This window comes from Streptomyces canarius (assembly GCF_014650735.1).
GTDB classification, from domain to species: Bacteria; Actinomycetota; Actinomycetes; order Streptomycetales; family Streptomycetaceae; genus Streptomyces; species Streptomyces olivaceoviridis.
In genome coordinates, this window is the sequence record NZ_BMVN01000007.1 from 55892 (window position 1) to 79847 (window position 23956).

At 70.7% G+C, this 23956-nt stretch carries 19 protein-coding genes and 1 tRNA gene; 8 read left to right on the forward strand and 12 right to left on the reverse strand.

The window, feature by feature from the left end; genetic code table 11:
• Nucleotides 1-515: 515 nt before the first annotated feature.
• Nucleotides 516-1565 carry a LacI family DNA-binding transcriptional regulator gene (locus tag IE294_RS12560; protein WP_189885341.1) on the reverse strand — a complete coding sequence of 350 codons (1050 nt, stop codon included), beginning with the start codon at nucleotides 1563-1565 and terminating at the stop codon, nucleotides 516-518.
• A gap of 492 nt (nucleotides 1566-2057) precedes the next feature.
• Here IE294_RS12560 and IE294_RS12565 point away from each other — a divergent pair, with 492 nt between their 5' ends.
• The 5 genes from IE294_RS12565 (at nucleotide 2058) to IE294_RS12585 (ending at nucleotide 8436) form a co-directional block, all read left to right on the forward strand.
• On the forward strand, nucleotides 2058-3374 hold the full coding sequence (locus IE294_RS12565) for an ABC transporter substrate-binding protein (protein ID WP_189885343.1): 1317 nt from the start codon (nucleotides 2058-2060) through the stop codon (nucleotides 3372-3374).
• 264 nt (nucleotides 3375-3638) lie between these two features.
• Nucleotides 3639-4631, forward strand: coding sequence for a carbohydrate ABC transporter permease (locus IE294_RS12570; RefSeq protein ID WP_189885345.1), 993 nt, complete (start codon nucleotides 3639-3641; stop codon nucleotides 4629-4631).
• Nucleotides 4632-4645: 14 nt separating this feature from the next.
• Nucleotides 4646-5566 carry a carbohydrate ABC transporter permease gene (locus tag IE294_RS12575; RefSeq protein WP_189813523.1) on the forward strand — a complete coding sequence of 307 codons (921 nt, stop codon included), beginning with the start codon at nucleotides 4646-4648 and terminating at the stop codon, nucleotides 5564-5566.
• A gap of 246 nt (nucleotides 5567-5812) precedes the next feature.
• Nucleotides 5813-7255 (forward strand): GH1 family beta-glucosidase, encoded by a 1443-nt coding sequence (locus IE294_RS12580; RefSeq protein ID WP_189885347.1) that lies wholly within the window; start codon nucleotides 5813-5815, stop codon nucleotides 7253-7255.
• A gap of 125 nt (nucleotides 7256-7380) precedes the next feature.
• Nucleotides 7381-8436, forward strand: a complete 1056-nt coding sequence (locus tag IE294_RS12585) for a LacI family DNA-binding transcriptional regulator (protein WP_189885349.1) — start codon at nucleotides 7381-7383, stop codon at nucleotides 8434-8436.
• Nucleotides 8437-8552: 116 nt separating this feature from the next.
• Here the strand turns inward: IE294_RS12585 and IE294_RS12590 are convergent.
• The 4 genes from IE294_RS12590 to IE294_RS12605 all read right to left on the reverse strand — a co-directional run bounded on the left by IE294_RS12590 (nucleotide 8553) and on the right by IE294_RS12605 (nucleotide 11292).
• Nucleotides 8553-8625: transfer RNA gene (locus IE294_RS12590), tRNA-His, on the reverse strand.
• A 105-nt stretch (nucleotides 8626-8730) separates the two neighbouring features.
• Nucleotides 8731-9333: an oligoribonuclease gene (gene orn, locus IE294_RS12595; protein ID WP_189885351.1), complete on the reverse strand. Its 603-nt coding sequence runs from the start codon at nucleotides 9331-9333 to the stop codon at nucleotides 8731-8733.
• Between the two features lie 93 nt (nucleotides 9334-9426).
• Nucleotides 9427-10644, reverse strand: a complete 1218-nt coding sequence (locus IE294_RS12600; protein WP_189885352.1) for a helix-turn-helix domain-containing protein — start codon at nucleotides 10642-10644, stop codon at nucleotides 9427-9429.
• 378 nt (nucleotides 10645-11022) lie between these two features.
• Nucleotides 11023-11292, reverse strand: coding sequence for a hypothetical protein (locus IE294_RS12605; RefSeq protein WP_171155961.1), 270 nt, complete (start codon nucleotides 11290-11292; stop codon nucleotides 11023-11025).
• A gap of 326 nt (nucleotides 11293-11618) precedes the next feature.
• Between IE294_RS12605 and IE294_RS12610 the strand changes: the two genes are divergently transcribed.
• Nucleotides 11619-12146 carry a universal stress protein gene (locus tag IE294_RS12610; protein ID WP_030983483.1) on the forward strand — a complete coding sequence of 176 codons (528 nt, stop codon included), beginning with the start codon at nucleotides 11619-11621 and terminating at the stop codon, nucleotides 12144-12146.
• A 188-nt stretch (nucleotides 12147-12334) separates the two neighbouring features.
• Here the strand turns inward: IE294_RS12610 and glmS are convergent, their stop codons facing one another.
• Nucleotides 12335-14152, reverse strand: a complete 1818-nt coding sequence (gene glmS, locus IE294_RS12615) for a glutamine--fructose-6-phosphate transaminase (isomerizing) (RefSeq protein ID WP_189885354.1) — start codon at nucleotides 14150-14152, stop codon at nucleotides 12335-12337.
• A 62-nt stretch (nucleotides 14153-14214) separates the two neighbouring features.
• Entirely contained in the window at nucleotides 14215-14472 is a 258-nt protein-coding gene (locus tag IE294_RS12620) for a hypothetical protein (RefSeq protein ID WP_171155966.1), read from the reverse strand.
• 165 nt (nucleotides 14473-14637) lie between these two features.
• On the opposite strand from IE294_RS12620, the gene IE294_RS12625 reads away from it, so the two are divergent.
• Nucleotides 14638-16203 (forward strand): purple acid phosphatase family protein, encoded by a 1566-nt coding sequence (locus tag IE294_RS12625; RefSeq protein WP_189885356.1) that lies wholly within the window; start codon nucleotides 14638-14640, stop codon nucleotides 16201-16203.
• A gap of 52 nt (nucleotides 16204-16255) precedes the next feature.
• Here IE294_RS12625 and IE294_RS12630 read toward each other — a convergent pair whose 3' ends face one another.
• Nucleotides 16256-17128, reverse strand: coding sequence for a DUF4429 domain-containing protein (locus IE294_RS12630; protein WP_189885358.1), 873 nt, complete (start codon nucleotides 17126-17128; stop codon nucleotides 16256-16258).
• Between the two features lie 79 nt (nucleotides 17129-17207).
• Here IE294_RS12630 and IE294_RS12635 point away from each other — a divergent pair, with 79 nt between their 5' ends.
• The gene (locus IE294_RS12635; RefSeq protein WP_189885360.1) at nucleotides 17208-18809 is read left to right on the forward strand and encodes a beta-N-acetylhexosaminidase; all 1602 of its coding nucleotides are present in this window, start codon (nucleotides 17208-17210) and stop codon (nucleotides 18807-18809) included.
• A 62-nt stretch (nucleotides 18810-18871) separates the two neighbouring features.
• Here IE294_RS12635 and IE294_RS12640 read toward each other — a convergent pair whose 3' ends face one another.
• From IE294_RS12640 to desA, 4 genes are read right to left on the reverse strand one after another with little or no spacing between them, the layout of a single operon-like run.
• Nucleotides 18872-20641 (reverse strand): IucA/IucC family protein, encoded by a 1770-nt coding sequence (locus IE294_RS12640; protein WP_189885362.1) that lies wholly within the window; start codon nucleotides 20639-20641, stop codon nucleotides 18872-18874.
• Complete coding sequence (locus IE294_RS12645; protein ID WP_189885363.1) at nucleotides 20638-21177, reverse strand: GNAT family N-acetyltransferase; 540 nt, start codon at nucleotides 21175-21177, stop codon at nucleotides 20638-20640. The genes IE294_RS12640 and IE294_RS12645 overlap by 4 nt, the downstream gene beginning before the upstream one ends.
• Nucleotides 21174-22460, reverse strand: a complete 1287-nt coding sequence (locus tag IE294_RS12650; RefSeq protein WP_189885366.1) for a lysine N(6)-hydroxylase/L-ornithine N(5)-oxygenase family protein — start codon at nucleotides 22458-22460, stop codon at nucleotides 21174-21176. Before IE294_RS12650 ends, IE294_RS12645 begins: the two co-directional genes overlap by 4 nt.
• Nucleotides 22444-23886 (reverse strand): lysine decarboxylase DesA, encoded by a 1443-nt coding sequence (desA, locus tag IE294_RS12655; RefSeq protein WP_189885368.1) that lies wholly within the window; start codon nucleotides 23884-23886, stop codon nucleotides 22444-22446. Before desA ends, IE294_RS12650 begins: the two co-directional genes overlap by 17 nt.
• Nucleotides 23887-23956: the final 70 nt, after the last annotated feature.

A 23956-nucleotide genomic window follows, 5' to 3' on the forward strand; every position in this document is an offset into this window, starting at 1 on the left:
GGCCCGGCTTCTCGGGCTGGTCCGCGACTTCTCGGGGCCGCCGCCCGGCCTCTCGGGCCGACCCGCGACTTGTCGGGCCGAGGCCCGGCTTCTCGGGCTGGCCCGCGACTTCTCGGAGCCGCCGCCCGACCTCCCAGGCCGACCCGCGACTTGTCGGGCCGAGGCCCGGCTTCTCGGGCTGTCCGGTGTTCTCTCGGACTCGCCGCCCGACCTCTCACGCTGACCCGTGACCTCTTGGCCGCCGCCCGGCCTCTCGGGTCGACTCACGACTTGTCGGAGCCGCCGCCCGACCCCTCAGGCCGACTCACGACTTCTCGGACCGCCGCCCGACCCCTCAGGCCGACTCACGACTTCTCGGACCGAGGCCCGGCTTCTCGGGCCGACTCACGACTTCTCGGACCCGGCGCCCAACCTCTCACGCCGACCCGTGACTTCTCGGACCCGCCGCCCGACCCTCCACGCCAACCCCCAACCCCCAACCCTCACGCCAACCCCCAACCCCAACCCCAACCCCCTCACGCCGACCCGCGCACCACCAGTTCCGTCGGCAGGACCACTTCGCGGCGGCCGGTGCCGTGGTGGGCGATCTCCTCCAGCAGGAGGCTCGCCATCGTGCGGCCCATCTCCTCCAGCGGCTGGCGCACGCTGGTCAACGGGGGATCGATGTGCCGGGCCACGATGGAGTCGTCGAAGCCGATCAGCGCCACGTCGTGCGGCACCCGCCGCCCCGCCGCGCGCAGTTCCAGCACCGCGCCGGACGCCATCACGTCGGAGGCGGCGAAGACGGCGTCCAGGTCCGGATGCCGGCGCAGCAGTTCCCGCATGGCCACGCGTCCGCCCTCCTCGGTGAAGTCGCCCGCCGCGATGAGGTCTTCCGCGACGGCGACCCCGGCCTCGCGCAGCGCCTCCCGGTAGCCGTCGAGCCGCGCCCGCGCCACATCCATGTCCAGCGGGCCGGTGATGGTGCCGATCGACCGGCGACCGCCCGCCAGCAGGTGCCGGACGGCGAGCCGGGCGCCGCCCCGGTTGTCCGCGCGGACATGGCCCAGCCGCTCGCGGTCGCTGCGCCGCCCGGCCAGCACGGTCGGCACGGCCAGCTCCTCCAGCCGGTCGGGCAGGGTGTCGTCCCCGTGGACCGCCATCATCAGGACGCCGTCCACCCGGTGGGCGGCCAGGTAGGCGGCGAGTCGGCCGTGCTCCTTCTCGTCGCCCGTGAGGACCAGCAGCAACTGCATCCCGGCACCGGCGAGTCCGGTGGACACGCCCCGGATGATCCCGGAGAAGTACGGCTCCGAGAAGAGCCGGGTCTCGGCGTCGGGCACGACCAGCGCGACCGCGTCCGTGCGCCGGGTGGCGAGGGAACGGGCCGCGCGGTTGGGGACGTAGCCGAGTTCCGCGATGGCCTGTTCCACGGCCGCCCGGGAGCGTGCGCTGACCTTGGGGGAGCCGTTGATCACCCGCGAGACCGTGCCGCGGCCCACGCCGGCGCGTGCGGCCACGGCGTTCAGGGTCGGGCGCCGGACGTCCGCGGTCCTGTGCGGCTGCGGCTGTTCGGCAGGGCTCATCGTTCACCTTTCGGCGGTCCGGTTGAGGGGCGCTTCATTCTGACCCAGGGAACCCGGCAAGGGGTCGGCGCGTGGGGGCAGTTGGCCGTGAACGGGGATTGACCCGCCGGTGACCTGCTACGACGCTGTGGGGAACGGCCGGATGACGGGCTGGTTGCGCCGGGTCGCGCGACACGTTCACGTGACACGCGGAACACGCTTAGGCAACAAGCCCGTATTCAAGTCTTGACACCCGGGCCCGGCACCGACGAGTCTTCCGGCATGCCGCGTGGGAGCGGTCCCACGGGGTGACCGGGGTCTCTTCCGCTTGGATCGAATCACCCATGGCCTTCCCCTCTACCTTGCATGGCACACCGTTGACCAGCACGTTCCCACCGCACGCCGTGTGCTGTTGGCTAGCCGCTGCTCGAACCGAGAGGGCAGGTCCGGACCGTCAGGCCTGACGGTCCGATTCCTGAGGTCCCGTTCCCCACTGGAACAAGGAGTAGTGGAATGCGCATCACCCGTACCGGCGGTGGTCACGGCCGCAGAACCGCGACGCTGGCCACGACGGTCCTGACGGCCTCCGCGCTGCTGCTGACCGGTTGCAGCAGCGACGACGACTCGGACACGGACGCCAACGGGAACATCACCCTCACGGTGGCCGACTTCGGGCAGTTCGGCTACAAGGAGGCCGGACTGTTCGCCAAGTACCACCAGCTGCACCCGAAGATCACGGTCAAGGAAGAGACCACCGCCAACGAGCAGGACTACTACCCGAAGCTCCTTCAGCAGCTGAACACGGGCAGCGGCCTCGCGGACGTCACGGGCATCGAGGTCGGGCGCATCAAGGAGGTCGTGGACACCCAGTCGGCCAAGTTCGCCGACCTCAGCAAGACGATCAACGTGAACGACTGGGTGTCCTGGAAGGAGAAGCAGGCCACCGCCAAGGACGGCACGGTGATCGGCGCCGGTACCGACATCGGCCCCATGTCCCTGTGCTACCGCAAGGACCTCTTCCAGAAGGCCGGCCTGCCCAGCGACCGCGAGGCCGTCGCCAAGGCCGTCGCCGGCGGCTGGGAGGACTACCTCAAGCTCGGCGAGCAGTACAAGGAGAAGGCGCCCTCCGGCACTTACTTCATGGACTCCGCGTCCGCCATGTACAACGCGGTCGTCAGCTCCTCCTCCAAGCAGTACTACGACGCCGACGGCAAGCCGGTCTACAAGGACAGCCCGTCCGTGCAGCAGGGCTGGAACCTGGCCGCCGAGGCCGCCGACAAGAAGCTGACCCAGGGCCTGCCGCAGTTCACCGACGCCTGGACCGCGGCGCTCCGCAAGGGCACCGTGGCCACCGTGGCCTGCCCCGCCTGGATGGCCGCCCAGATCTCCGTCAACTCCGGCGACTCCTTCAAGGGCAAGTGGGACATCTCCCGTGCCCCCGGCTCGACCGCGGCCAACTGGGGCGGCAGCTTCCTCGCCGTCCCGAAGAGCGGCAAGCACGTCAAGGAGGCCACGGAGCTCGTCAAGTGGCTGACCGCCCCGGAGCAGCAGGCCGCGGTGTTCAAGGCGATCGGTGTCTTCCCGTCCAACAAGGGCGCCTACGAGCTGGCCGACGTGAAGAACGCCAAGCTGCCGTACTTCAGTGACGCCCCCATCGGCCAGATCTACGCCGAGGAGGCCAAGTCCATCCCCGAGGCGGTGCTGGGCGCGAAGGACGGCGTGATCAAGGACACGATCTCCAACCAGATCAACAACATGGAGAAGCGGGGCACCAAGCCCGCCGACGCGTGGAAGGCCGCGACCGACTCCATCGACAAGGCGCTCGGCTAGCCGTACCGGATGCGGGGGCCCACCGGGCGCCCGCACCCGCACGCGCTCGACGACGTGAGCGGTGCCCGACGGCGGGCGCCGCCCACGGCACCACCCGGCGGGGCCCGGCAGCCGACGGCCGGGGTCCGCCTCACACGCACGTCAGGCCGCGGCGGGGGCCGTTCGCCACCGTACCGATCCGCGCGGGGAGGGGCGGACCGACCCCGGTCCCCGAACGCGCTTCCCGCCCCACCCGGCCGAAACCTCCAGGGAAGGACTCCCTCCGTGGCAACGACAACCCCCGCCCGGGGCGCCTACACCCCGCCGCCCGGCGGCACCGGTGCCGCGTCGAACGGACGCGGCGCCTGGCGCAGCCGGCTGTGGCGCTTCGACGACAAGGCCTCGCCGTACGCCTACATAGCCCCCTTCTTCCTGATCTTCGGCGCCTTCGGGCTCTACCCACTCCTGTACACGGGCTGGATCGCCCTGCACCGGGTGGAGATGACGAGCCTGGACCAGTCCCAGTGGGTCGGCTGGGACAACTTCGCCAAGATCCTCCAGGACTCCGAGTTCTGGACGGCCGTCACCAACACCTTCGTCATCGGTGTCATCTCCACCGTCCCGCAGCTGCTCGTGGCGCTGGGCCTGGCCCATCTGCTCAACTACAAGCTGCGCGCCAGCACCTTCTGGCGGACGATCATCCTCACCCCGTACGCCACCTCGGTGGCCACGGCCGCCCTGGTCTTCGCGCTGGTCTTCCGCGCCGACGGCGGCATCCTCAACTGGGTGCTGCACTTCTTCGGCGCCGGCAACATCGACTGGGCCGACGGGGAGTGGACCTCCAAGATCGCCATCTCGGTCATCATCATCTGGCGGTGGACCGGCTACAACGCCCTGATCTACCTGGCGGCCATGCAGGCGGTCCCGACCGACCTGTACGAGGCCGCCTCGATCGACGGAGCGAGCCGGTGGCAGCAGTTCCGCAAGGTGACCATCCCCTCGCTGCGGCCCACGATCCTGTTCACCATCGTGATCTCCACCATCGGCTCGATGCAGCTGTTCGGTGAGCCGCTGCTGCTCCAGGGCGGCACCCTCGGCTCGATCGGCGGCAGCGAGCACCAGTACGAGACGCTCAGCATCTACCTCTTCAACTACGGCTGGAAGCTGGGCCATCTGGGTCCGGCGGCGGCCGTGGCCTGGGCCATGCTCGTCCTGCTGCTGCTCATCGCCCTGATCAACTGGATCGTCGGCCGGTTCACGCGCAAGAGCGCGGCCTGACGGGAGCGACATCGATGACCACGACCAGTCCCACCACGACCGCGCCGGACCTCGGCCCGGCACCGCTTCCCACCGCGCCCGGCAAGGGCCGCGCCCGCTTCAAGATAGGAGCAGGCCAGCAGCTCAGGGGCGGTCCGTTCACCTACGTCGCCCTCGTCGTCGTCGGCCTCGGATCGATCTTCCCGCTGTACTGGACCCTGGTGGCCGCCTCGCACGACCAGCAGCGGGTCCTGGACACCCCGCCGCCGCTCGTGCCGGGCGGCAAACTGTGGCACAACCTCCAGGCGGCCTGGGAGCAGGCCCACCTGGGCAAGGCCATCGTCAACAGCGTCATCGTGGCCGGCTGCATCACCGTCGCCACCCTGTTCTTCTGCACCCTCGCCGGCTACGCCTTCGCCAAGATGCGCTTCCGGGGCCGTGGCGTGCTGATGACCGCGGTGATCGCCACGCTGACGATCCCGCCCCAGCTCAGCGTCGTCCCGCTGTTCATGATGATGTCGGACATCGGGTGGGGCGGAAAGCTGGAGTCGGTGATCTTCCCGACCCTGGTCGGCGCCTTCGGCGTCTTCTTCATGCGCCAGTACCTGATCGAGGCCCTGCCGTACGAACTGATCGAGGCGGCCAAGGTCGACGGGGCGAGCAACATCCGCATCGTGTGGAGCGTGGTGCTGCCCGTGGCCCGGCCCGCGATGATGGTGCTGGGCATGCTCACCTTCGTCCAGGCGTGGAACGACTTCTTCTGGCCCTTCCTCGCGCTGAACCAGGAGAACCCCACCATCCAGGTGGCGCTCGGCCAGCTCAGCGCCTCCTACACCCCCGACCAGAGCATCGTCATGGCCGGTGCGCTGATCAGCACCCTCCCGCTGCTGCTGGTCTTCGTGATCTTCGGCAAGCAGATCGTCGGAGGGATCATGGCGGGCGCCGTCAAGGGCTGAGCCCTGCCGGTGCCGCGGGGCCGGACGCCACGATGCCGGCCCCGCCCCCGTGGCCGGCGTGCGCCGCGTCCCGTCGGCCCGCCCCCGTGTCCGGTCCGGTACCGCCCGCACAGGCCGCCCCGCAGCGGGCCGTACCGGACCGGGCGCCACCCCGTCGCGCCCCCGCCCTCCCTTCCCCTCTACTCCCGCACCGCCGGACCGCCGTCCGGCGTCCGTTTCTCACCCCCCTTTGGGAGCGTTCTCACCATGACCGCCGTACGACCCGAGACCACGGCCCAGCCGGCCTCGGACACCTCCTTCCCGACCGGCTTCGTCTGGGGTGCCGCCACCGCCGCCTACCAGGTGGAGGGCGCCGCCGCCGAGGACGGCCGCACCCCCTCCATCTGGGACACCTTCAGCCACACCCCCGGCAAGGTGCGCAACGGCGACACCGGTGACATCGCCGCCGACCACTACCACCGGTACCGCGACGACGTCGCCCTGATGAAGGAACTCGGCCTCAAGGCCTACCGCTTCTCCGTCTCCTGGTCCCGGGTGCAGCCCACCGGCCGCGGGCCCGCCGTCGAGCGCGGCCTGGACTTCTACCGCCGCCTCACCGACGAGCTGCTGGAGGCGGGCATCACGCCCGTCGCCACCCTCTACCACTGGGACCTGCCGCAGGAGCTGGAGGACGTCGGCGGCTGGCCGCACCGCGACACCGCCCACCGCTTCGCCGACTACGCCGACATCATGGCCCGCGCCCTCGGCGACCGGGTCGGCGTGTGGACCACCCTCAACGAACCGTGGTGCTCGGCGTTCCTGGGCTACGGTTCCGGCGTGCACGCGCCCGGCCGGACCGACCCGGCCGCCACCCTGCGCGCCGCGCACCACCTGAACCTGGCCCACGGCCGGGCCGTCGGCGCGCTGCGCGCCGCCCTGCCGTCGTCCGCCCAGACCTCGATCACCCTGAACCTGCACCAGGTGCGCCCGCTCACCGGCAGCCCCGAGGACGCCGAGGCCGCCCGCCGCATCGACGCGGTCGGCAACCGGATCTTCACCGGGCCCCTCCTGGACGGCGCCTACCCCGAGGACCTGCTGGCCGACACCGCGCACCTGGTCGACTGGGCGGAGCTGGTGCACGACGGGGACCTGGCGGAGATCTCCCGGCCCATCGACGTGCTCGGCGTCAACTACTACTCGCCGACCGTGGTCTCCCTGCCCGCCGACGGAGCCGCCAGCACCCGCAACGACGGCCACGGCGCCAGCGACCACTCCCCGTGGACCGGCTCCGAGCACGTCGCCTTCCACCTCGCCAACGATGATCTGACGGCGATGAACTGGGCCATCGACGCGAGCGGACTGCACACGCTGCTGACCGGGCTGGCGGCCTCGCACCCGCGGCTTGCGCTGATGGTCACCGAGAACGGCGCCGCCTTCGACGACTACGTCTCCCCGGAGGGACGGGTCAACGACCCGCAGCGGATCGCCTATCTCCACTCCCACCTGGACGCCGTCCGCCGCGCCATCGCCGACGGCGCCGACGTGCGCGGCTACTTCCTGTGGTCGCTGCTGGACAACTTCGAGTGGTCCTACGGCTATTCGAAGCGCTTCGGCACCGTCTACGTCGACTACGCCACCCAGCGCCGCATCCCCAAGGCCAGCGCCCACTGGTACGCCGAGGTGATCCGGAACAACGCCCTGCCCGCCTGACCGACGCCCGCGGCGGGGCCGGCCGGGACACCGGCCGGGCCCGCCGCCGCGGACGGAAGCGGAAGTGCCCCGGTCACGGCTGTTACATTCCTGGCCTGAACGGCGGTGAACGGAAGGCGGCGACCATGGCAGGCAACGGTGGGAGAGGCCGGGGCGGCCGGCGGCCGACCCTGGAAGAGGTCGCCGCCCGGGCCGGGGTCGGGCGGGGCACCGTCTCCCGGGTGATCAACGGCTCGCCCCGGGTCAGCGACGCCACCCGCGCCGCGGTGGAGGCGGCCGTCGCCGAACTCGGCTACGTGCCCAACACCGCCGCCCGCGCCCTCGCGGCCAACCGCACCGACGCGATCGCCCTGGTCGTCCCCGAACCGGAGACCCGGTTCTTCGCCGAGCCGTACTTCTCCGACATGCTGCGCGGGGTCGGCGCCGAACTCTCCGACACCGAGATGCAGTTGCTGCTGATCTTCGCCGGCAGCGACCGCGAGCGGCAGCGCCTGGCCCAGTACCTGGCGGCCCACCGCGTCGACGGCGTCCTCCTGGTCTCCGTCCACGCCGACGACCCGCTCCCGGACCTGCTCGCCCAGCTGGAGATCCCGGCCGTGATCAGCGGCCCCCGCTCGGCGGCCGAGTCGCTCCCCTCGGTGGACTCCGACAACTACGGCGGCGCCCGCTCGGCGGTGGAGCACCTGCTGGGCCGGGGCCGCCGCCGGATCGCGCACATCACCGGCCGCCTGGACGTCTACGGCGCCCAGCGCCGCGTCGACGGCTACCGCGACGCCCTGCGCGACGCGGGCCACCCGGTGGACGAACTCCTCATCGTGCCGGGTGACTTCACCGACGAGGGCGGGCGCCGGGCGATGACGACCCTGCTGTCCCGCCACCCCGACCTGGACGCCGTCTTCGCCGGCTCGGACGTGATGGCGGCCGGCGCCCGGCAGGTGCTGCGCGAGGCGGGCCGGCGCATCCCCGACGACGTCGCGCTGGTCGGGTACGACGACTCCGTCATCGCCCGGCACATGGACCCGCCGCTCACCAGCGTCCGCCAGCCCATCGAGGAGATGGGCCGCGCGATGATCGACCTCCTCCTCACGGAGATCGCCGACCGCCGCCCGGCGGCGTCCCGTGGCGTCGACCGCCATCAGGCGGTCCTGCCGACGGAACTGGTGGTCCGGGCGTCGTCGTGACCTCCCGCACCGGCCGGATCCGGCCCCGGCCGGTGCGGGACAACGGCGCGCGGGGGCCCGGACAACGAAACAGCCGGTGACCCGTCTTACGACGGAGTCACCGGCTGATTACTCAGGGTGAGTGACGGGACTCGAACCCGCGGCATCCTGGACCACAACCAGGTGCTCTACCAGCTGAGCTACACCCACCATGACCGGTTGCCCGAGGAGTGTTTTCCCCGACCGGCCGAGAAGAAGTCTACAGGGTCCGAAGGGGTGCTCGCGCACAGGTTTTCGCGCGGCCCCCCGTGGCGGCTACCGAGCGGGCAGGACGTGCTTGGCGGCGATCGCCTTCGCGGTGTCGGAGTCCGGTCCGGGCTGCGGCACGAAGATGGCCTCGCGGTAGTAGCGCAGCTCGGCGATCGACTCGCGGATGTCGGCGAGGGCCCGGTGGTTGCCGTTCTTCTCCGGACTGTTGAAGTACGCCCGCGGGTACCAGCGGCGGGCCAGCTCCTTGATCGAGGAGACGTCGACGATGCGGTAGTGGAGGTAGTCCTCCAGGGTCGGCATGTCCCGCAGGAGGAAGCCGCGGTCGGTGCCGACCGAGTTGCCGCACAGCGGGGCCTTGCCGGGCTCCTTCACGTGCTCCCGGACGTAGGCGAGAACCTGCTCCTCGGCGTCCTCAAGGGTCGTGCCGCTCTCCAGCTCGGCGAGCAGCCCGGACGCGGTGTGCATCTGACGCACCACCTCCGGCATCGTCTCCAGCGCCCGGTCCGGCGGGCGGATGACGATGTCCACCCCCTCGCCGAGTACGTTCAGCTCGGAGTCGGTGACGAGGGCGGCCACCTCGATGAGAGCGTCGTCGGACAGCGAGAGGCCGGTCATCTCGCAGTCGATCCACACCATGCGATCGTTCATGCGACCACCCTAAAGCGGGCCTGAGCTTTTGCGTGCCCCCGTGTTCCGCGCGGGACAGGGGGCGGGATGCTCCCGCCCCCTGTCCCGTCGCGCTCAGTTACCGCTGCGCGGACCCGGCAGCAGGCCCACCGCGCCCGCCGTGGCGCGGCGGCTCTGGAGGGGCACCCCGCTGTCCCGGTGCTCGTGGAGCAGGGGGGCCGGGTTCACCGGGCCGGGACCGGGCAGACCCGAGGGCGCGCCCTGCTGGCCGGCCGGCGGCACGGCCGCCTCCGCCTCACCCGGCCTGTCGCCCTGCGGCCGGCGGGCCCGGTAGGCGGCCCGGTAGGCGGCGGGGGACGAGCCGAGCTGGCGGCGGAAGTGGCCGCGCAGGGCCACCGGCGAGCGGAACCCGCACCGGCCCGCCACCTCGTCCACGGAGTAGTCCGACGTCTCCAGCAGACGCTGGGCCTGGAGCACGCGCTGTGTGATCAGCCACTGGAGCGGCGCGCTGCCCGTCAGCGAGCGGAACCGGCGGTCGAACGTACGGCGGCTCATGTAGGCGCGGGCCGCCAGCGTCTCCACGTCGAACTGCTCGTGGAGGTGTTCCAGCGCCCAGGCGACGACCTCGGCGAGCGGGTCGGCGCCGATCTCCTCCGGTAAAGACCGGTCGAGATAGCGCTCCTGGCCGCCCGACCGGCGCGGCGGGACCACGAGGCGCCGGGCGAGCGCTCCGGCCGCCTCGTTGCCGTGGTCCGTCCGCACGATGTGGAGACAGAGATCGATTCCGGCCGCCGTACCCGCGCTCGTCAGCACGTCGCCGTCGTCGACGAACAGCTCGCGTGGATCGACGTGCACCGACGGATAGCGCTTGGCCAGCGTCGGCGCGTACATCCAGTGCGTGGTCGCCGGGCGGCCGTCCAGCAGTCCGGCCGCCGCGAGCACGAACGCGCCCGTGCACAGCCCGACGATGCGGGCGCCCTCCTCATGGGCCCGGCGCAGCGCGTCCAGTGCTTCCTCCGGCGGCGGCGAGGTGATCGAACGCCAGGCCGGTACGACGACCGTCCCGGCGCGTGAGATCGCCTCCAGCCCATGCGGCGCGGTGAGTTCCAGGCCCCCTGTGGTCCGCAGCGGGCCCTCCTCGCCGGCACACACCAGAAGGCGGTAGCGCGGCACGCCGGCGTCCTGGCGGTCGATCCCGAACACCGACAGCGGAATGGAACTCTCGAAGATGGGGCCGCCGCTGAACAGCAGCACCGCGACGATCTCCTTGCGGCGTCGCCCGGACAGTTTCCGGGCTGCGGCGTCCGGCGAGGCAGTGGAGTCGTGGCTCATACTGCTAAGCCCCCCTCGGTGGTCGCGGCTCCTCGGTTGTGTCGCTCCTGCACGTTTCCCCTCGGTCCTGCACGAGTCCCCCGCCGTAAGACAGTCAAGATCGAATCTACTGGCTCCCGCGATCGCGCGGTGACCAGTTCCACACGCGGCACATTGTCGACATGACAACTTGGCGTGAAGCATTCGATCACGAAGCGTTGCACTCGCGAGGCGTGCAGGGAAGTGCGCCTTGTCGCAGTGGCCAAACCGCGTAGGGTGCACAGCGGCCCGTAGACCCTTTCCGTGCAGGTGGAACGGGGGTTGGGGGGTGGTTCGGACCCCTCCTGGTCGATATCCAGAAGTTGGCTGAAAAGCAGCGCTCACAGGTGCGGAAACAGGTCAGTCGACCGGTGTCTGCTCCCGGGTGTGACGTCCGCCTCTTTGCGCGGCGCAACGCTCGGCGCACCGCTCGGAACGGCGCAGCAGCACCCGGCAGGCCGCCGTGACGGCGGCGAGGCCCAGCGCGGTGCCCGTGGCGCCGGCCAGCGAGGTGCCGTACCAGAGGAGGACCACGGGCACGAGCACGCAGCTGAAGGCGGCCCAGCGGATCACATCGCTCGCGCTGTCCGGTGCGGGGCGCGGGTCGCGGCGGGGTCGGGCTCCGGGCATCTCGTACTCCCTGTGGCGGTGGCTCACCCCGGTTCAACGTCCGTCCGACCGGTCGGTCACCGAACGCGCATCTGTGAATCCCGTGCAAACCGCCTGTACGGGGCAGCAACCATTGCGCTGCGGGCGCGGCTCGTGCATGCTCCGGTGAACCCCTACGGACGTCGGGGACCGCTCACGGAGCGTGCGCGGGATCTGGGCTCAGGAGGAGTGCCGCCGTACCCTTGGGGGTATGGGCTTGGGAAGATGTTTCCCGGACACAGCTCCGCAGCACGCTTCCGCAGCACACTGTCGTCCCACCCATGAAGGATCACAACGCCGAGACAGCCATGGCCGGTCACGAATTCTCCGAACCCGCGGACCGCAAGCGGCCGGTCGCCGACCCCACGGCGGCCGATCCCCTGGCGGCGGCGGAGTCACGCCCGTCCTGCGACCCCGCCTTCCGGCACGGAGTCGTCGTCGGCTTCGACGGCTCCACCTCCAGTGAGCGCGCCCTCGCCTACGCGATCGGCATGGCCCACCGTTCCCGTTCCGGTCTGATCATCGTGCATGTCGCCAACCGGCTGCCCACCACGGTGTGGGCCGGCTGTGAGCCGCCCGTCTTCGTGGACGTCCCGGACCACCGCACGGAAGTCCTGGGCCTGGAGCTGGCCTGCGCGGACTACCTGGCCGAGGTCCCGTGGATCCTGGTCGAGCGGGGCGGGGACATCTGCCACGAACTCGAAGAGGTCGGCCGCGAGTACGAGGCCGACGCGATCGTGGTCGGCTCCACGCACGGGATCGTCGGCCGGATCTTCGGCTCGGTCGCGGGGCGGCTCGCCAAGCGGGCGCAGCGGCCCGTGATCGTCATCCCCTGAGGTCTCACGCTTCGTCAACTTCCTTTGCGCGGCGCGAAACTACTCGTGCGTAGAGGTGGTTCGTGCCCTTGTGAAGGGCATATACCGGTCTGCTGCGGGCCGGGGGGTGACGGCCGCCGGCTGAGATCGAGCAGCACGGAAAGGACCCCCACGTGCAAGGTGGCACACGTGGGGGTCCGTTCTGTCCGCTACTCGACCGTCACCGACTTGGCGAGGTTCCTCGGCTTGTCTATGTCCCGGCCCAGGGCCTTCGCCGTGTGGTACGCCAGGAGCTGGAGGGGGATGCCCATCAGGATCGGGTCCAGTTCGTCCTCGTTCTTCGGGACGAGGATCGTCTGGTCCGCCTTCTCCTGGTGCTGGTGGGCGACCGCCAGGATCTTGCCCTCGCGGGCCTTGATCTCCTCCAGGGCCGCGCGGTTCTTCTCCAGCAGGTCGTCGTCGGGGACGATCGCGACCGTGGGCAGGGCCGGCTCGATGAGGGCCAGCGGGCCGTGCTTCAGCTCGGAGGCGGGGTAGGCCTCGGCGTGGATGTAGGAGACCTCCTTGAGCTTCAGGGATGCCTCGCGGGCCACCGGGTAGCCCCGGACCCGGCCGATGAAGAGCATCGAGCGGGCGTCGGCGTAGATCTCCGCCAGCTTCTTGATCTCCTCCTCCTGGTCCAGGATCTCGGTGATCTGCTGGGGCAGCTTGCGCAGGCCCTCGATGATCCGCTTGCCGTCGCGGACCGAGAGGTCGCGGGTGCGGCCGAGGTGCAGGGCGAGCAGCGCGAAGGCGACCGTGGTGTTGGTGAAGCACTTCGTGGAGACCACGCAGACCTCGGGGCCCGCGTGGACGTAGATGCCGCCGTCGGCCTCGCGGGCGATCGCGGAGCCCACGACGTTGACCACGCCGAGGACCCGGGCGCCCTTGCGCTTCAGCTCCTGCACGGCGGCCAGGACGTCGTACGTCTCACCGGACTGGGAGACCGCGATGTACAGGGTGTCGGGGTCGACGACCGCGTTGCGGTAGCGGAACTCGGAGGCGGGCTCGGCGTCGGCGGGGATGCGGGCCAGCTCCTCGATCATCTGGGCGCCGATCATGCCCGCGTGGTACGAGGTGCCGCAGCCGAGGATCTTCACGCGGCGGATCTGCCGGGCCTCGCGGGCGTCCAGGTTGAGGCCGCCCAGGTGCACGGTGGAGAAGCGGTCGTCGATGCGGCCGCGCAGCACGCGGTCCACGGCGTCGGCCTGCTCGTGGATCTCCTTGTGCATGTAGGTGTCGTGGCCGCCCATGTCGTAGGAGGCCGCCTCCCACTCCACGGTGGTCGGCTCGGCCGAGGTGCGGGTGCCCTCGGTGGTGTACGTGCGGAAGTCGTCGGCCTTGAGGGTGGCCATCTCGCCGTCGTCCAGCGTCACTATCTGCCGGGTGTGGGCGACCAGGGCGGCGATGTCCGATGCGACGAACATCTCCTTCTCGCCGATGCCGAGGACGACCGGGGAGCCGTTGCGGGCCACCACGATGCGGTCGGAGAAGTCGGCGTGCATGACCGCGATGCCGTACGTGCCCTCGACCACCCGCAGGGCCTCGCGGACCTTGTCCTCCAGCTTCTCGGCCTGCGAGCGGGCGATCAGGTGGGTGAGGACCTCGGTGTCGGTCTCGGAGAGGAACTCGACGCCGTCGGCCTCCAGCTTGCGGCGCAGGTCGGCGGCGTTGTCGATGATGCCGTTGTGGACGACGGCGACCTTGTTGTCGGCCGACATGTGCGGGTGGGCGTTCACGTCGGACGGGGCGCCGTGGGTGGCCCAGCGGGTGTGGGCGATGCCGGTGGTGCCCTTGAAGCGCGCCGGGACCTTGGCCTCCAGGTCGCGCACCCGGCCCTTGGCCTTGACCATCTTCAGGCCGGGCGTCTTCGGGGAGGTGACGACGACGCCCGCGGAGTCGTAGCCGCGGTACTCCAGGCGCTGGAGGCCCTCCAGGAGGAGAGGAGCGACGTCACGCTTCCCGATGTATCCGACAATTCCGCACATGTATAGAGGTATCCCTTGGCTGTCGCTGGGCCGGGCTGCCGCCGGCCGGGTTCCGGCTGGTTTCAGCCGTAGACCATGCGGCGCAGCTGCCTGAGCGTCAGCTCCGGCGGCGCCACCGCCCGGTACTTCAGGTCCGCCCCGATCCGTTCGAAGATCTCCGCGTTCACCAGGCCCTGAGCCTGGAGTTCGCGGTGGCGGCGACGGACGAACTCCTGGATCGTCTCGTCGAAGTAGGCGAGAACGTCCTGGACCACACGCAGCGCCTCGCCCCGGCTGAGGGGCGTGGACCGCGTCAGGTGATCAAGAAGTTCGTCGTGCACCCGGTAGATCCTGGAGTACCGGAGCCTGTTTCGCAAGAATCGTGCCCGATTCCGGGCAAGCGACTGTTGAAACTCTTATGGGGCTCTGTTCGCGAGCTGTCCATCCCGCGTCCTGCGACTCGTTGCCCGAACAGACGAGTTTCAGACGTCATGGACATTCCTCGTATGGGAGTACCCGAGAAGCTGGCCGCGCGCATGAGCATGGCCGAGCAGCATGAGTACCTGCGCGCCAGATTCTCGCGGCGCACCATGATCAGGGGCGGCGCGGTCACGCTGGGCGCCGTGGCGGGTGGCGCGTTCGTGCCGGGCGCCACCGCCCAGGCGGCCGTGCCGACCCAGCGGACCGCCCCCGCCGCCCAGCACGTCGACGGCGCCCTCGTCGCCCCCTTCGGCCGCCATCTGGCCTGGGGCAACGACCCGCGCACCGAGATCACCGTCTCCTGGCAGGTCCCGGTCGCCGTCAAGAAGCCGTTCATCCGCGTGGGCGCCCACCCCTGGGACCTCTCGCGCAAGATCGACGCCGAGGTCCGCACCCTCTACACCCCGGCCGGTGTCGGCGCGAGCGGCGACCACACCCAGTACTACCTGCACGCCAAGCTGACCCACCTGCGCCCCGGCAGGACCTACTACTACGGCGTCGGCCACGAGGGCTTCGACCCGGCCGAGCCGCACCTGCTGGGCACGGTCGGCACGTTCACCACCGCCCCCGCCCACAAGGCGCCGTTCACCTTCACCGCCTTCGGCGACGAGGGTGTCAGCTACCACGGCCTGGCCAACAACGCCCTGATCCTCGGCCAGAACCCGGCCTTCCACCTGCACGCCGGCGACATCGCCTACGGCGACCCGGCCGGCGCGGGCAAGACCACCGACACCGGCTTCGACTCGCGCACCTGGGACCAGTTCCTGTACCAGACCGAGTCGGTCGCCAAGCAGATCCCGTGGATGCCCGCGTACGGCAACCACGACATGGAGGCCTGGTACTCGCCCAACGGCTACGGCGGCGAGGAGGCCCGCTGGACCCTCCCGGACAACGGCCCCGACCAGAAGAACCTGCCGGGCGTCTACTCCTTCGTCTACGGCAACACGGCGGTCATCTCGCTCGACGCCAACGACGTCTCCTTCGAGATCCCGGCGAACCTGGGCATATCCGGCGGAACCCAGACCACGTGGCTGGAAGGCCAGCTGAAGAGGTTCCGCGCCGCCAAGGACGTCGACTTCATCGTCGTCTTCTTCCACCACTGCGCCTACTGCACCTCCACCGCGCACGCCTCGGAGGGGGGAGTGCGCCAGGAGTGGGTGCCGCTGTTCGAGAAGTACACGGTGGACCTGGTCATCAACGGCCACAACCACCAGTACGAGCGCACCGACGTCATCAAGGCGGGCAAGGTCACCAAGAAGCTGCCGATCGGCGGCACGGCCTACCCCGAGACCGACGGTGTGGTCTACGTCACCGCGGGCGCCGCCGGCCGCAGCCTGTACGCGTTCTCCGCGCCGGACTCCTACGAGGGGCACGAGCACGAGACCGACTCCGTCGCCTCGTTCGTCAACACCAAGGACGGCAAGGTCAACGAGACCGTCACCTGGTCCCGGGTGCGTTACCTCAACTACTCCTTCCTGCGCGTGGACGTCGCGCCCGCGCCGAAGGGCCGGCAGACCACGCTGACGGTGTCGGGCATCGCCGAGACCGGCGACCGCATCGACCACTTCACGGTGTCCCGCAAGGCCAAGTAGGCCACGGGCCGGCGGGTGGTCCTCACCGGCGCTTCCGTCGCCGGCGCCTGCCTCACAGGCGCTTGAGGACCGCCCGCTTGGCCAGGGCGAACTCCTCGTCCGTCAGCACCCCGTCGCGGTGCAGCTCACCCAGCTCGCGCAGCCGGCGCAGCAGCACGTCGTGGTCGTCCCCGGCGGGCTCCCCGGCCGGCCGGGGAGCGTCCTGCCGCACGTCCGGCTCCGCCGCCGAAGGATGCGGCAGGCGCGCCTGCACCGCCGCCGCGACCAGGGCCATCAGCGGATCCCTCTTGAAGCCCCACAGCTCGACCGCGTTCGGGTCGTACTTGGGCGGTGCGGTGACCGGGGCGCCGCGCACCAGGAACCGCAGGTGCCCGTTCTCCAGGCCGGCCGCCGGCTGCCACTCGACGCCGGTGATGTCCGCGAGGGGGATCGTGCGCGGCCCGGCGGAGGCCTTGGCCTCCTCGGTCTTCCAGTTCCACTCCAGCCGCACCCGCTCCCCGTCGAAGACCGCCGTGCCGTCCCCGGCCGAGGCGGACACCGGCACCGGCGGGCCCGGCAGCAGATACCCGTCGACCGGCTCCGGGGGCACCCCCTCCAGCAGCAGGGCGTCGCGCACCTCGTCGGCGACGTACTCGGCGACGCCGTACCGGTCGGGCTCCACCGTCAGCCGGTACGGGTCGTGCGGCTCGGCGAGCCGGCCGCCGGTGGCGTGCAGCAGCGGGTCGGCGCCGTCGCGCAGCCGCAGCCTGAGCCGCCCCGACTTCCGGCCCTGTTCGAAGGAGACACCGGCCAAGGCCCCGAGCGGTACGATGAGTTCGCCCAGCTCGCGGCGGAGCAGGCCCACGTCCTTGTCCCGGCCCGGGGTGAGGCGCAGGGCATCCCCGTCGAAGGCCCAAGTACCGTCCTTCTGGATGATTTCCGCCATGCGGGGATTGTTCCACCCGATCTGCGGGACAGTGGTCTCGACCAAGTCTGACGGTCACCCCCTTCCGAAGGGAGCGCTTGTGAGACGGAACCACAGCACGACTCCCCGCCTGTCCCACGTCCTCGGTTCCCTGCTGCTGCTCGCGGCGGCCGGCGTCGTCACCCTCGGCGCGGACCGCACGGCGCAGGCCGCAGTCCCGACCCCCCTGGACCGGGTGGTCCCGGCCCCCGCCTCGGTGACGCCCGGCGGAACGCCGTACCGCATCACCCGGGACACCCGGGTCCGCGTCGACGGATCCGCCGAGGTCCGCCGCATCGGCGGCTACCTGGCCGGCCTGCTGCGCCCGGCCACCGGCTATCCGCTGCCGGTCACCGACCACGGCACCGGCGGCATCCGACTCCGCCTGACGCGGGGCGACTTCGGCGCCGAGGGCTACCGGCTGCACAGCGGCGCGGGCGGTGTCACCCTCACCGCGCGCACCCCCGCCGGCCTCTTCCACGGCGTCCAGACCCTGCGCCAGCTCCTCCCGGCGGCCGTCGAGGAGAAGACCGTCCAGCCCGGCCCCTGGCCGGTGGCCGGCGGCACCGTGCGGGACCGCCCCCGCTACGCCTACCGGGGCGCCATGCTCGACGTCTCCCGGCACTTCTTCACCGTTCCCCAAGTGAAGCGGTACATCGACCAGTTGGCGCTCTACAAGGTCAACGAGCTGCATCTTCACCTCAGCGACGACCAGGGCTGGCGCATCGCGATCGACTCCTGGCCGCGCCTGGCCTCCTACGGCGGCTCCACCCAGGTCGGCGGCGGCCCGGGCGGCCACTACACCAAGGCCGACTACCGGGAGATCGTGCGGTACGCGGCCTCCCGCTACCTGGAGGTCGTGCCCGAGATCGACATGCCCGGCCACACCAACGCGGCCCTCGCCTCCTACGCGCGGCTCAACTGCGACGGCGTGGCACCCCCGCTGTACACCGGGACCGAGGTCGGCTTCAGCTCGCTGTGCGTGCCCAAGAAGGCCACCTACGACTTCGTGGACGATGTCGTCCGGGAGCTGGCCGCCCTCACCCCCGGCCGCTATCTGCACATCGGCGGCGACGAGGCGCACTCCACCAGCCACGCGGACTACGTGACGTTCATGGACCGGGTGCAGCCGGTCGTCGCCCGCTACGGCAAGACCGTCATCGGCTGGCACCAGCTCACCGGCGCGCACCCGGCGAAGGGCGCCCTCGCCCAGTACTGGGGTCTGGACGACACCAGCGCGGCCGAGAAGGCACAGGTCGCCCAGGCCGCCCGGAACGGCACGGGCCTGATCCTGTCCCCGGCCGACCGGACCTACCTCGACATGAAGTACACGCGCGACACCGGGCCCGGTCAGGACTGGGCGGGCCTGGTCGAGGTGAAGCGGTCCTACGACTGGGATCCGGGCGCCTATCTCGCCGGGGTGCCGGCCTCGGCGGTCCGGGGCGTCGAGGCAGCCCTGTGGACGGAGAACGTGACGGACACCGCCGAGATCGAGTACATGGCGTTCCCCCGGCTCGCCGGCGCGGCCGAGCTGGGCTGGTCACCGGCGGCCACCCACGACTGGAACGCCTACCGGGTCCGGCTGGCGGCCCAGGGCCCCCGCTGGGACGCCCTCGGCATCCACTACTACCGCTCACCACAGGTGCCCTGGCCGGCCCGCTGACCGACACCCGACGGGCACCCCGCAGGACCGTACTGCGGGGTGCCCGTCAGGTCCGCGTGCCGTCAGAACCCGGCGATCGGGTTCTTCAGGGTGCCGACGAGCTGGAGCGCGCCGGAGGGGTCGGCGAGGTCCACCATCTGCTTGTTGTTGCGCAGCTGGAGACGGTTCAGGCAGGACAGCGCGAACTCGGGGGCGAACATGTCGTACTGGCGGAACCTGCCGGCCAGGTGCGGGTTGGCCTCCTGGTACTCGCGGGTGACCTCGGCGACCGTGCGCCAGAAGCCGTCCTCCTCCAGGATGCCCTCGGCGGCGAGGCGGGCGGCGAGGAAGCGGAAGAAGCAGTCGAAGACGTCCGTGAAGACGGACAGCAGCTTCTTGTCCTCGGGGACCTCGACACGGATCCGCCGCACCTGCGGCGGCAGGGCCGCGTCCGGGTCCATGACGGCGATCTCCTCGGCGATGTCCTTGTAGACCGCCCGCTGCACGGCCCCGTCCCGCAGCACCAGGATCGTGTTCTCGCCGTGCGGCATGAACACCAGGTCGTAGGCGTAGAAGCTGTGCAGCAGCGGGGTGTAGTAGGCCCGCAGGTACTGCCGCAGCCACTGCGTGGGGGCCAGGCCCGAGCGTTCGATCAGGGCGCCCGCGAAGGAGGCGCCCTCGTCGTCCACGTGCAGCAGCGAGGCCATGGTGGCGAGGGTCTCGCCGTCCCGCAGCGAGGGCACCGGGCTCTCCCGCCACAGCGCGGCCAGCATCTTGCGGTACGGCGAGTAGCGGTCGGTGGCCCGCTCGTACTCCAGGTGCCGGTAGCCGACGGCGGCCCGCTCCCGGATGATCGTGAGGCCGGCCGCCTTGAGCACCGGGTCGCTGTCGATCAGCCGGGCCAGCCAGTCGTTGATGGCCGGGGTCGCCTCCATGTAGGCGGCGGACAGGCCCCGCATGAACCCCATGTTGAGGACCGACAGGGCGGTCTTCACGTAGTGCTTGCGCGGGTCGCTGGTGTTGAAGAAGGTGCGGATCGACTGCTGGGCGAGGTACTCGTCGTCGCCCTCGCCCAGGCAGACGAGGTGCCGGCGGGCCACCTCGGCGGCGAACGTGACGCTGAGCTTGTTCCACCACTGCCAGGGGTGGACCGGGATGAACAGGTAGTCGGCGGGGTCCAGGCCCTGGTCGGTGAGGACGGCACGGAACCGTTCCACCGCCTTCTCGCCCAGCTCGTCCCGCAGGAAGGACTCGTACTCGATTCCGGCCCCGGCCGTGAAGGCGGCCCGCGAGCGGTGCGCGGCCAGCCACACCAGCCGCAGCGGACTCGCCGTCTCCGGCGCGTACGACAGGTACTCGTGGACACCGAAGCCGAGCCGCCCGTTGTTCGCGACGAAGCACGGGTGGCCCTCGGTCATCCCGGTCTCGATCGCCTGGAAGCCGCTGCGGGCCAGCTCGGCCGAGGTCACGCGGGGCTTGGTGAGCTTGTAGCAGGTGCCCGAGAGGGTCGAGGAGATCTCCTCCAGGTAGACCGGCAGGACCTCGTCGCTCAGTCCCAGCGACTCCTTCAGCTCGATGAAGAAGTCCAGCGCGGCCGGCGGGAGTTCGGCACCCTCGCGGTGCCGGGTGAGGGAGCCGGCGTCGATCTCCCAGTGGTCCAGGGCCCTGCGCACGGCGCTGAACCGGTAGGCGGTGAGCCCGTCGTCGCTGCGGACGACGTACCGGCCGCCGTCCTCCTCGGGCGTGATCAGCCGCTCGTGCGCGAACTCGGCGAGCGCCTTGCGCAGCAGCAGCCGGTTGGCGGTCGCCCAGCGCTCGGGGGACAGATGGGCCACGGCGTCGGCGAGGGTCATGCGGTCACCGCCTTCTCGAACTGCTCGCGGGTGCAGAAGCTCAGCAGCGCCCGCTTCTCCGGCTTGTCGATCTCCCGCTCGGGCACGAACCCGACGGCCGCGTTCAGGGCGTGCACGGCCGTGTTGCGGACGTCCGGCTCGACGACGACCCGCCGCACGGCCGGGTCCTCGAAGAGACGGGCCATGACGGCGGTGATGACGGCCCTGGTGAACCCGTGCTCGGGGGTGTCGGTGGCCGGGGTCAGGAAGTGCATCCCGACATCGCCCGGCCGCGCCTCGTACAGCCCGGTCAGCTCCCGGTGCGCGGGGTCGTACGTCTCCGTCAGGAAGGCGGGCGTGCCGTCGCGCAGCCCGAGCAGCGCGTGGTGGTGCTCGTCCGCCGCGATCTCCATGTAGGCGCGCTCGACGTCCTCCAGCCGCGCGTCCCGCATCATCCAGAAGGCCGCCTTGGGATGGGTGACCCAGGAGTGCAGCAGCTCGGCGTCCGTCAGCGGGTCGACGGGACGGAACGTGAAGGTCATGGTCGTGCCGGTCATACCGCGAACTCCTGGAAGGCGATGGTCTTCTCCACCGGGTAGTACTCCGTGCCGAGCAGTTCCCGGATGATGTACGCGTTCCGGTACGCGCCCATGCCCAGGTCGGGGCTGGTGATGCTGTGGGTGTGCACGCCGGCGTTCTGGAGGAAGACCCCGCGGCCGGTGACGTCGACGGAGTAGTTGCGGGCGACGTCGAAGCGTCCGTGGCCGTCGAAGCGGAGCCGGCCCTGGACCGGGGCGAGGAAGGCCGGCGGGGTGTAGTGGTAGCCGGTGGCCAGGACCAGGCCCTCGGTGCGGATCTCGAAGTCCTTGCCCTGCTCGTCCTGGTGGAAGCCGAGCGTGTACGCGCCGTCCTGGTACGTCGCCGTGCGCAGCGAGGAGTTGGTGAGCAGCCGGGTGGGGACCGGGCGGTCGCCGCTCTCGACGTTCTTCTGGTACAGCAGGTCGAAGATCGCGTCGATGAGGTCCGAGTTGATGCCCTTGAACAGGCCCTTCTGCTGCTTCTCCAGCCGGTAGCGGGTCTCCTCGGGCAGCGCCCGGAAGTAGTCGACGTAGTCCGGGGAGGTCATCTCCAGGGTCAGTTTGGTGTACTCCAGCGGGAAGAACCGCGGGGAGCGGGTGACCCAGTTGAGCCGGTAGCCGTGGACGTCGATCCCGGCGAGCAGTTCGTGGTAGATCTCGGCCGCGCTCTGGCCGCTGCCGACGATCGTGATGGACCTCTTCTCCAGCAGCTCCGCCTTGCGGTGCATGTACTGGGAGGTGTGCAGGAAGTCGCCGCCCAGTTCCTGGCACGCCTGGGGCACGAAGGGGACCGTGCCGGTGCCGAGGACCAGGTGCCGGGCCCGGTAGGTGTCCCCGGCGCCGGTGCGCACGGTGTACCGCTCGTCCTCGTACGTCACCTCGGTGACCGTGGTGCCGAAGCGGACGCTGCTCAGCTTGTTCGCGGCCCAGCGGCAGTAGTCGTCGTACTCGACCCGCAGCGGGTAGAAGTTCTCGCGGATGTAGAACGAGTACAGTCTGCCCTTCTCCTTCAGGTAGTTCAGGAAGGAGTACGGCGACGTCGGGTCGGCCAGGGTGACCAGGTCCGACATGAACGGGGTCTGGAGGTGGGCGCCGTCCAGGAACATGCCGGCGTGCCACTCGAAGCCGGGCTTGGACTCCAGGAAGACGCCGTCCAGTTCGGCGATCGGCTCGGTGAGGCAGGCGAGCCCGAGGTTGAAGGGGCCGAGCCCGATCCCCACGAAGTCGTAGGTCTTGCCGTGGGCTTCAGGACGCGCGGTCAAGGGACTCTCCCAGGTACTGCTCGGCGTGGCCGGCGATCAGATCGAGGACGGCGGCGATGTCGGCCGTCCGTGTCTCGGGGTTGAGCAGGGTGAACTTCAGGTAGTGGCGGCCCCCCGTCTTGGTGCCCGCGACGACGGCGTCACCGGAGGCGAACAGGGCCTTGCGGGCGTACAGGTTGGCCCGGTCGATCTCGGCCGGGTCGGTGACGGCCGCCGGGATGTAGCGGAAGACGAGGGTGGAGAGGCCGGGCTCGACGACGACGTCGTAGCGGGGGTCGGCCGCGAGCAGCTTCCAGCCCTCCCGGGCCAGGTCGCAGACCTCGTCGAAGAGCTGCCCGATGCCGTCGGCGCCCATCGTGCGCAGCGTCATCCACAGCTTGAGGGCGTCGAAGCGGCGGGTGGTCTGGAGGGACTTGTCGACCTGGTTGGGGATGCGTTCCAGCACCATGCGGCGCGGGTTGAGGTACTCCGCGTGGTAGGTGGCGTGCCGCAGGGTGGCCGCGTCCCGGACCAGCACGGCGGACGAACTGACCGGCTGGAAGAAGGACTTGTGGTAGTCGACGGTGACCGAGTCGGCGCGCTCGATGCCGTCGATCCGGTCCCGGTACTTCAGGGAGGCGAGCAGGCCGCAGCCGTAGGCCGCGTCGACGTGCATCCAGACGCCGTACTGGGCGCACAGCCCGGCGATCTCCGGGAGCGGGTCGATGGAGCCGAAGTCGGTGGTGCCGGCGGTGGCGACGACGGCCATGGGGATCAGGCCGTCCTGCCGGCAGCGCTCCAGCTCGTGGGCGAGGGCGACCGTCTGCATGCGCTTGTCGTGGTCGACGGGCACGGTGACGACGGCGTCCGGCCCGAGCCCGAGCAGTTTCGCGGACTTCCTGACGCTGAAGTGGCTGGCCTCGGAGGCGAAGACGCGCAGTTTCGCCAGGTCGTCGCCCTTGGCCTCCTCGCGGGCCAGCAACAGCGCCTGGAGGTTGGACTGGGTGCCGCCGGAGGTGAAGACGCCGTCGGCGGCCGGGCCGAGGCCGATGCGGGCGGCCGTCCAGTCGATGAGCTTGCGCTCGATGAGGGTGCCGCCGGCCGACTGGTCCCAGGTGTCCAGTGAGGAGTTGACCGCGCAGAGCACGGCCTCGGCCAGCACCGCCGGGATGACGACCGGGCAGTTGAGGTGGGCGAGGTAGCGGGGGTGGTGGAAGTAGACCGCGTCCCGGAGGTAGACGTCCTCCAGTTCGTCCAGCACGGCGAGGGTGTCGCCCAGCGGGCGGTCGAGGTCGATCGCGTCGACGGTGGGGGAGAGGGCGTCCACGGTGACGCCGGTGAACGGACGGTCGGTGGTGGCGAGTTTGGCCGCCACCCGCTCGACTCCTTCGGTCACGGAGCGGCGGTAGTGCTCCGCGGTGAGGCCATTGAGCAGGTGCGAGCGCATGTGGGGGTCCTCCGAGGGGACGATCCGTGCGAGATCAACTTAGGTTAGCCTAACCTAAGTTTCACGGGTC

What these genes read in the sequence shown, in the direction of transcription:
- desA (WP_189885368.1), bottom strand. Translation starts at nt 23,886, where the DNA reads ATGCGCTCGCACCTGCTCAATGGCCTCACCGCGGAGCACTACCGCCGC.
- IE294_RS12610 (WP_030983483.1), top strand. Translation starts at nt 11,619, where the DNA reads ATGGCCGGTCACGAATTCTCCGAACCCGCGGACCGCAAGCGGCCGGTC.
- IE294_RS12640 (WP_189885362.1), bottom strand. Translation starts at nt 20,641, where the DNA reads ATGACCCTCGCCGACGCCGTGGCCCATCTGTCCCCCGAGCGCTGGGCG.
- IE294_RS12625 (WP_189885356.1), top strand. Translation starts at nt 14,638, where the DNA reads ATGGGAGTACCCGAGAAGCTGGCCGCGCGCATGAGCATGGCCGAGCAG.
- IE294_RS12585 (WP_189885349.1), top strand. Translation starts at nt 7,381, where the DNA reads ATGGCAGGCAACGGTGGGAGAGGCCGGGGCGGCCGGCGGCCGACCCTG.
- IE294_RS12580 (WP_189885347.1), top strand. Translation starts at nt 5,813, where the DNA reads ATGACCGCCGTACGACCCGAGACCACGGCCCAGCCGGCCTCGGACACC.
- IE294_RS12645 (WP_189885363.1), bottom strand. Translation starts at nt 21,177, where the DNA reads ATGACCGGCACGACCATGACCTTCACGTTCCGTCCCGTCGACCCGCTG.
- glmS (WP_189885354.1), bottom strand. Translation starts at nt 14,152, where the DNA reads ATGTGCGGAATTGTCGGATACATCGGGAAGCGTGACGTCGCTCCTCTC.
- IE294_RS12560 (WP_189885341.1), bottom strand. Translation starts at nt 1,565, where the DNA reads ATGAGCCCTGCCGAACAGCCGCAGCCGCACAGGACCGCGGACGTCCGG.
- IE294_RS12565 (WP_189885343.1), top strand. Translation starts at nt 2,058, where the DNA reads ATGCGCATCACCCGTACCGGCGGTGGTCACGGCCGCAGAACCGCGACG.
- IE294_RS12600 (WP_189885352.1), bottom strand. Translation starts at nt 10,644, where the DNA reads ATGAGCCACGACTCCACTGCCTCGCCGGACGCCGCAGCCCGGAAACTG.
- orn (WP_189885351.1), bottom strand. Translation starts at nt 9,333, where the DNA reads ATGAACGATCGCATGGTGTGGATCGACTGCGAGATGACCGGCCTCTCG.
- IE294_RS12575 (WP_189813523.1), top strand. Translation starts at nt 4,646, where the DNA reads ATGACCACGACCAGTCCCACCACGACCGCGCCGGACCTCGGCCCGGCA.
- IE294_RS12605 (WP_171155961.1), bottom strand. Translation starts at nt 11,292, where the DNA reads ATGCCCGGAGCCCGACCCCGCCGCGACCCGCGCCCCGCACCGGACAGC.
- IE294_RS12630 (WP_189885358.1), bottom strand. Translation starts at nt 17,128, where the DNA reads ATGGCGGAAATCATCCAGAAGGACGGTACTTGGGCCTTCGACGGGGAT.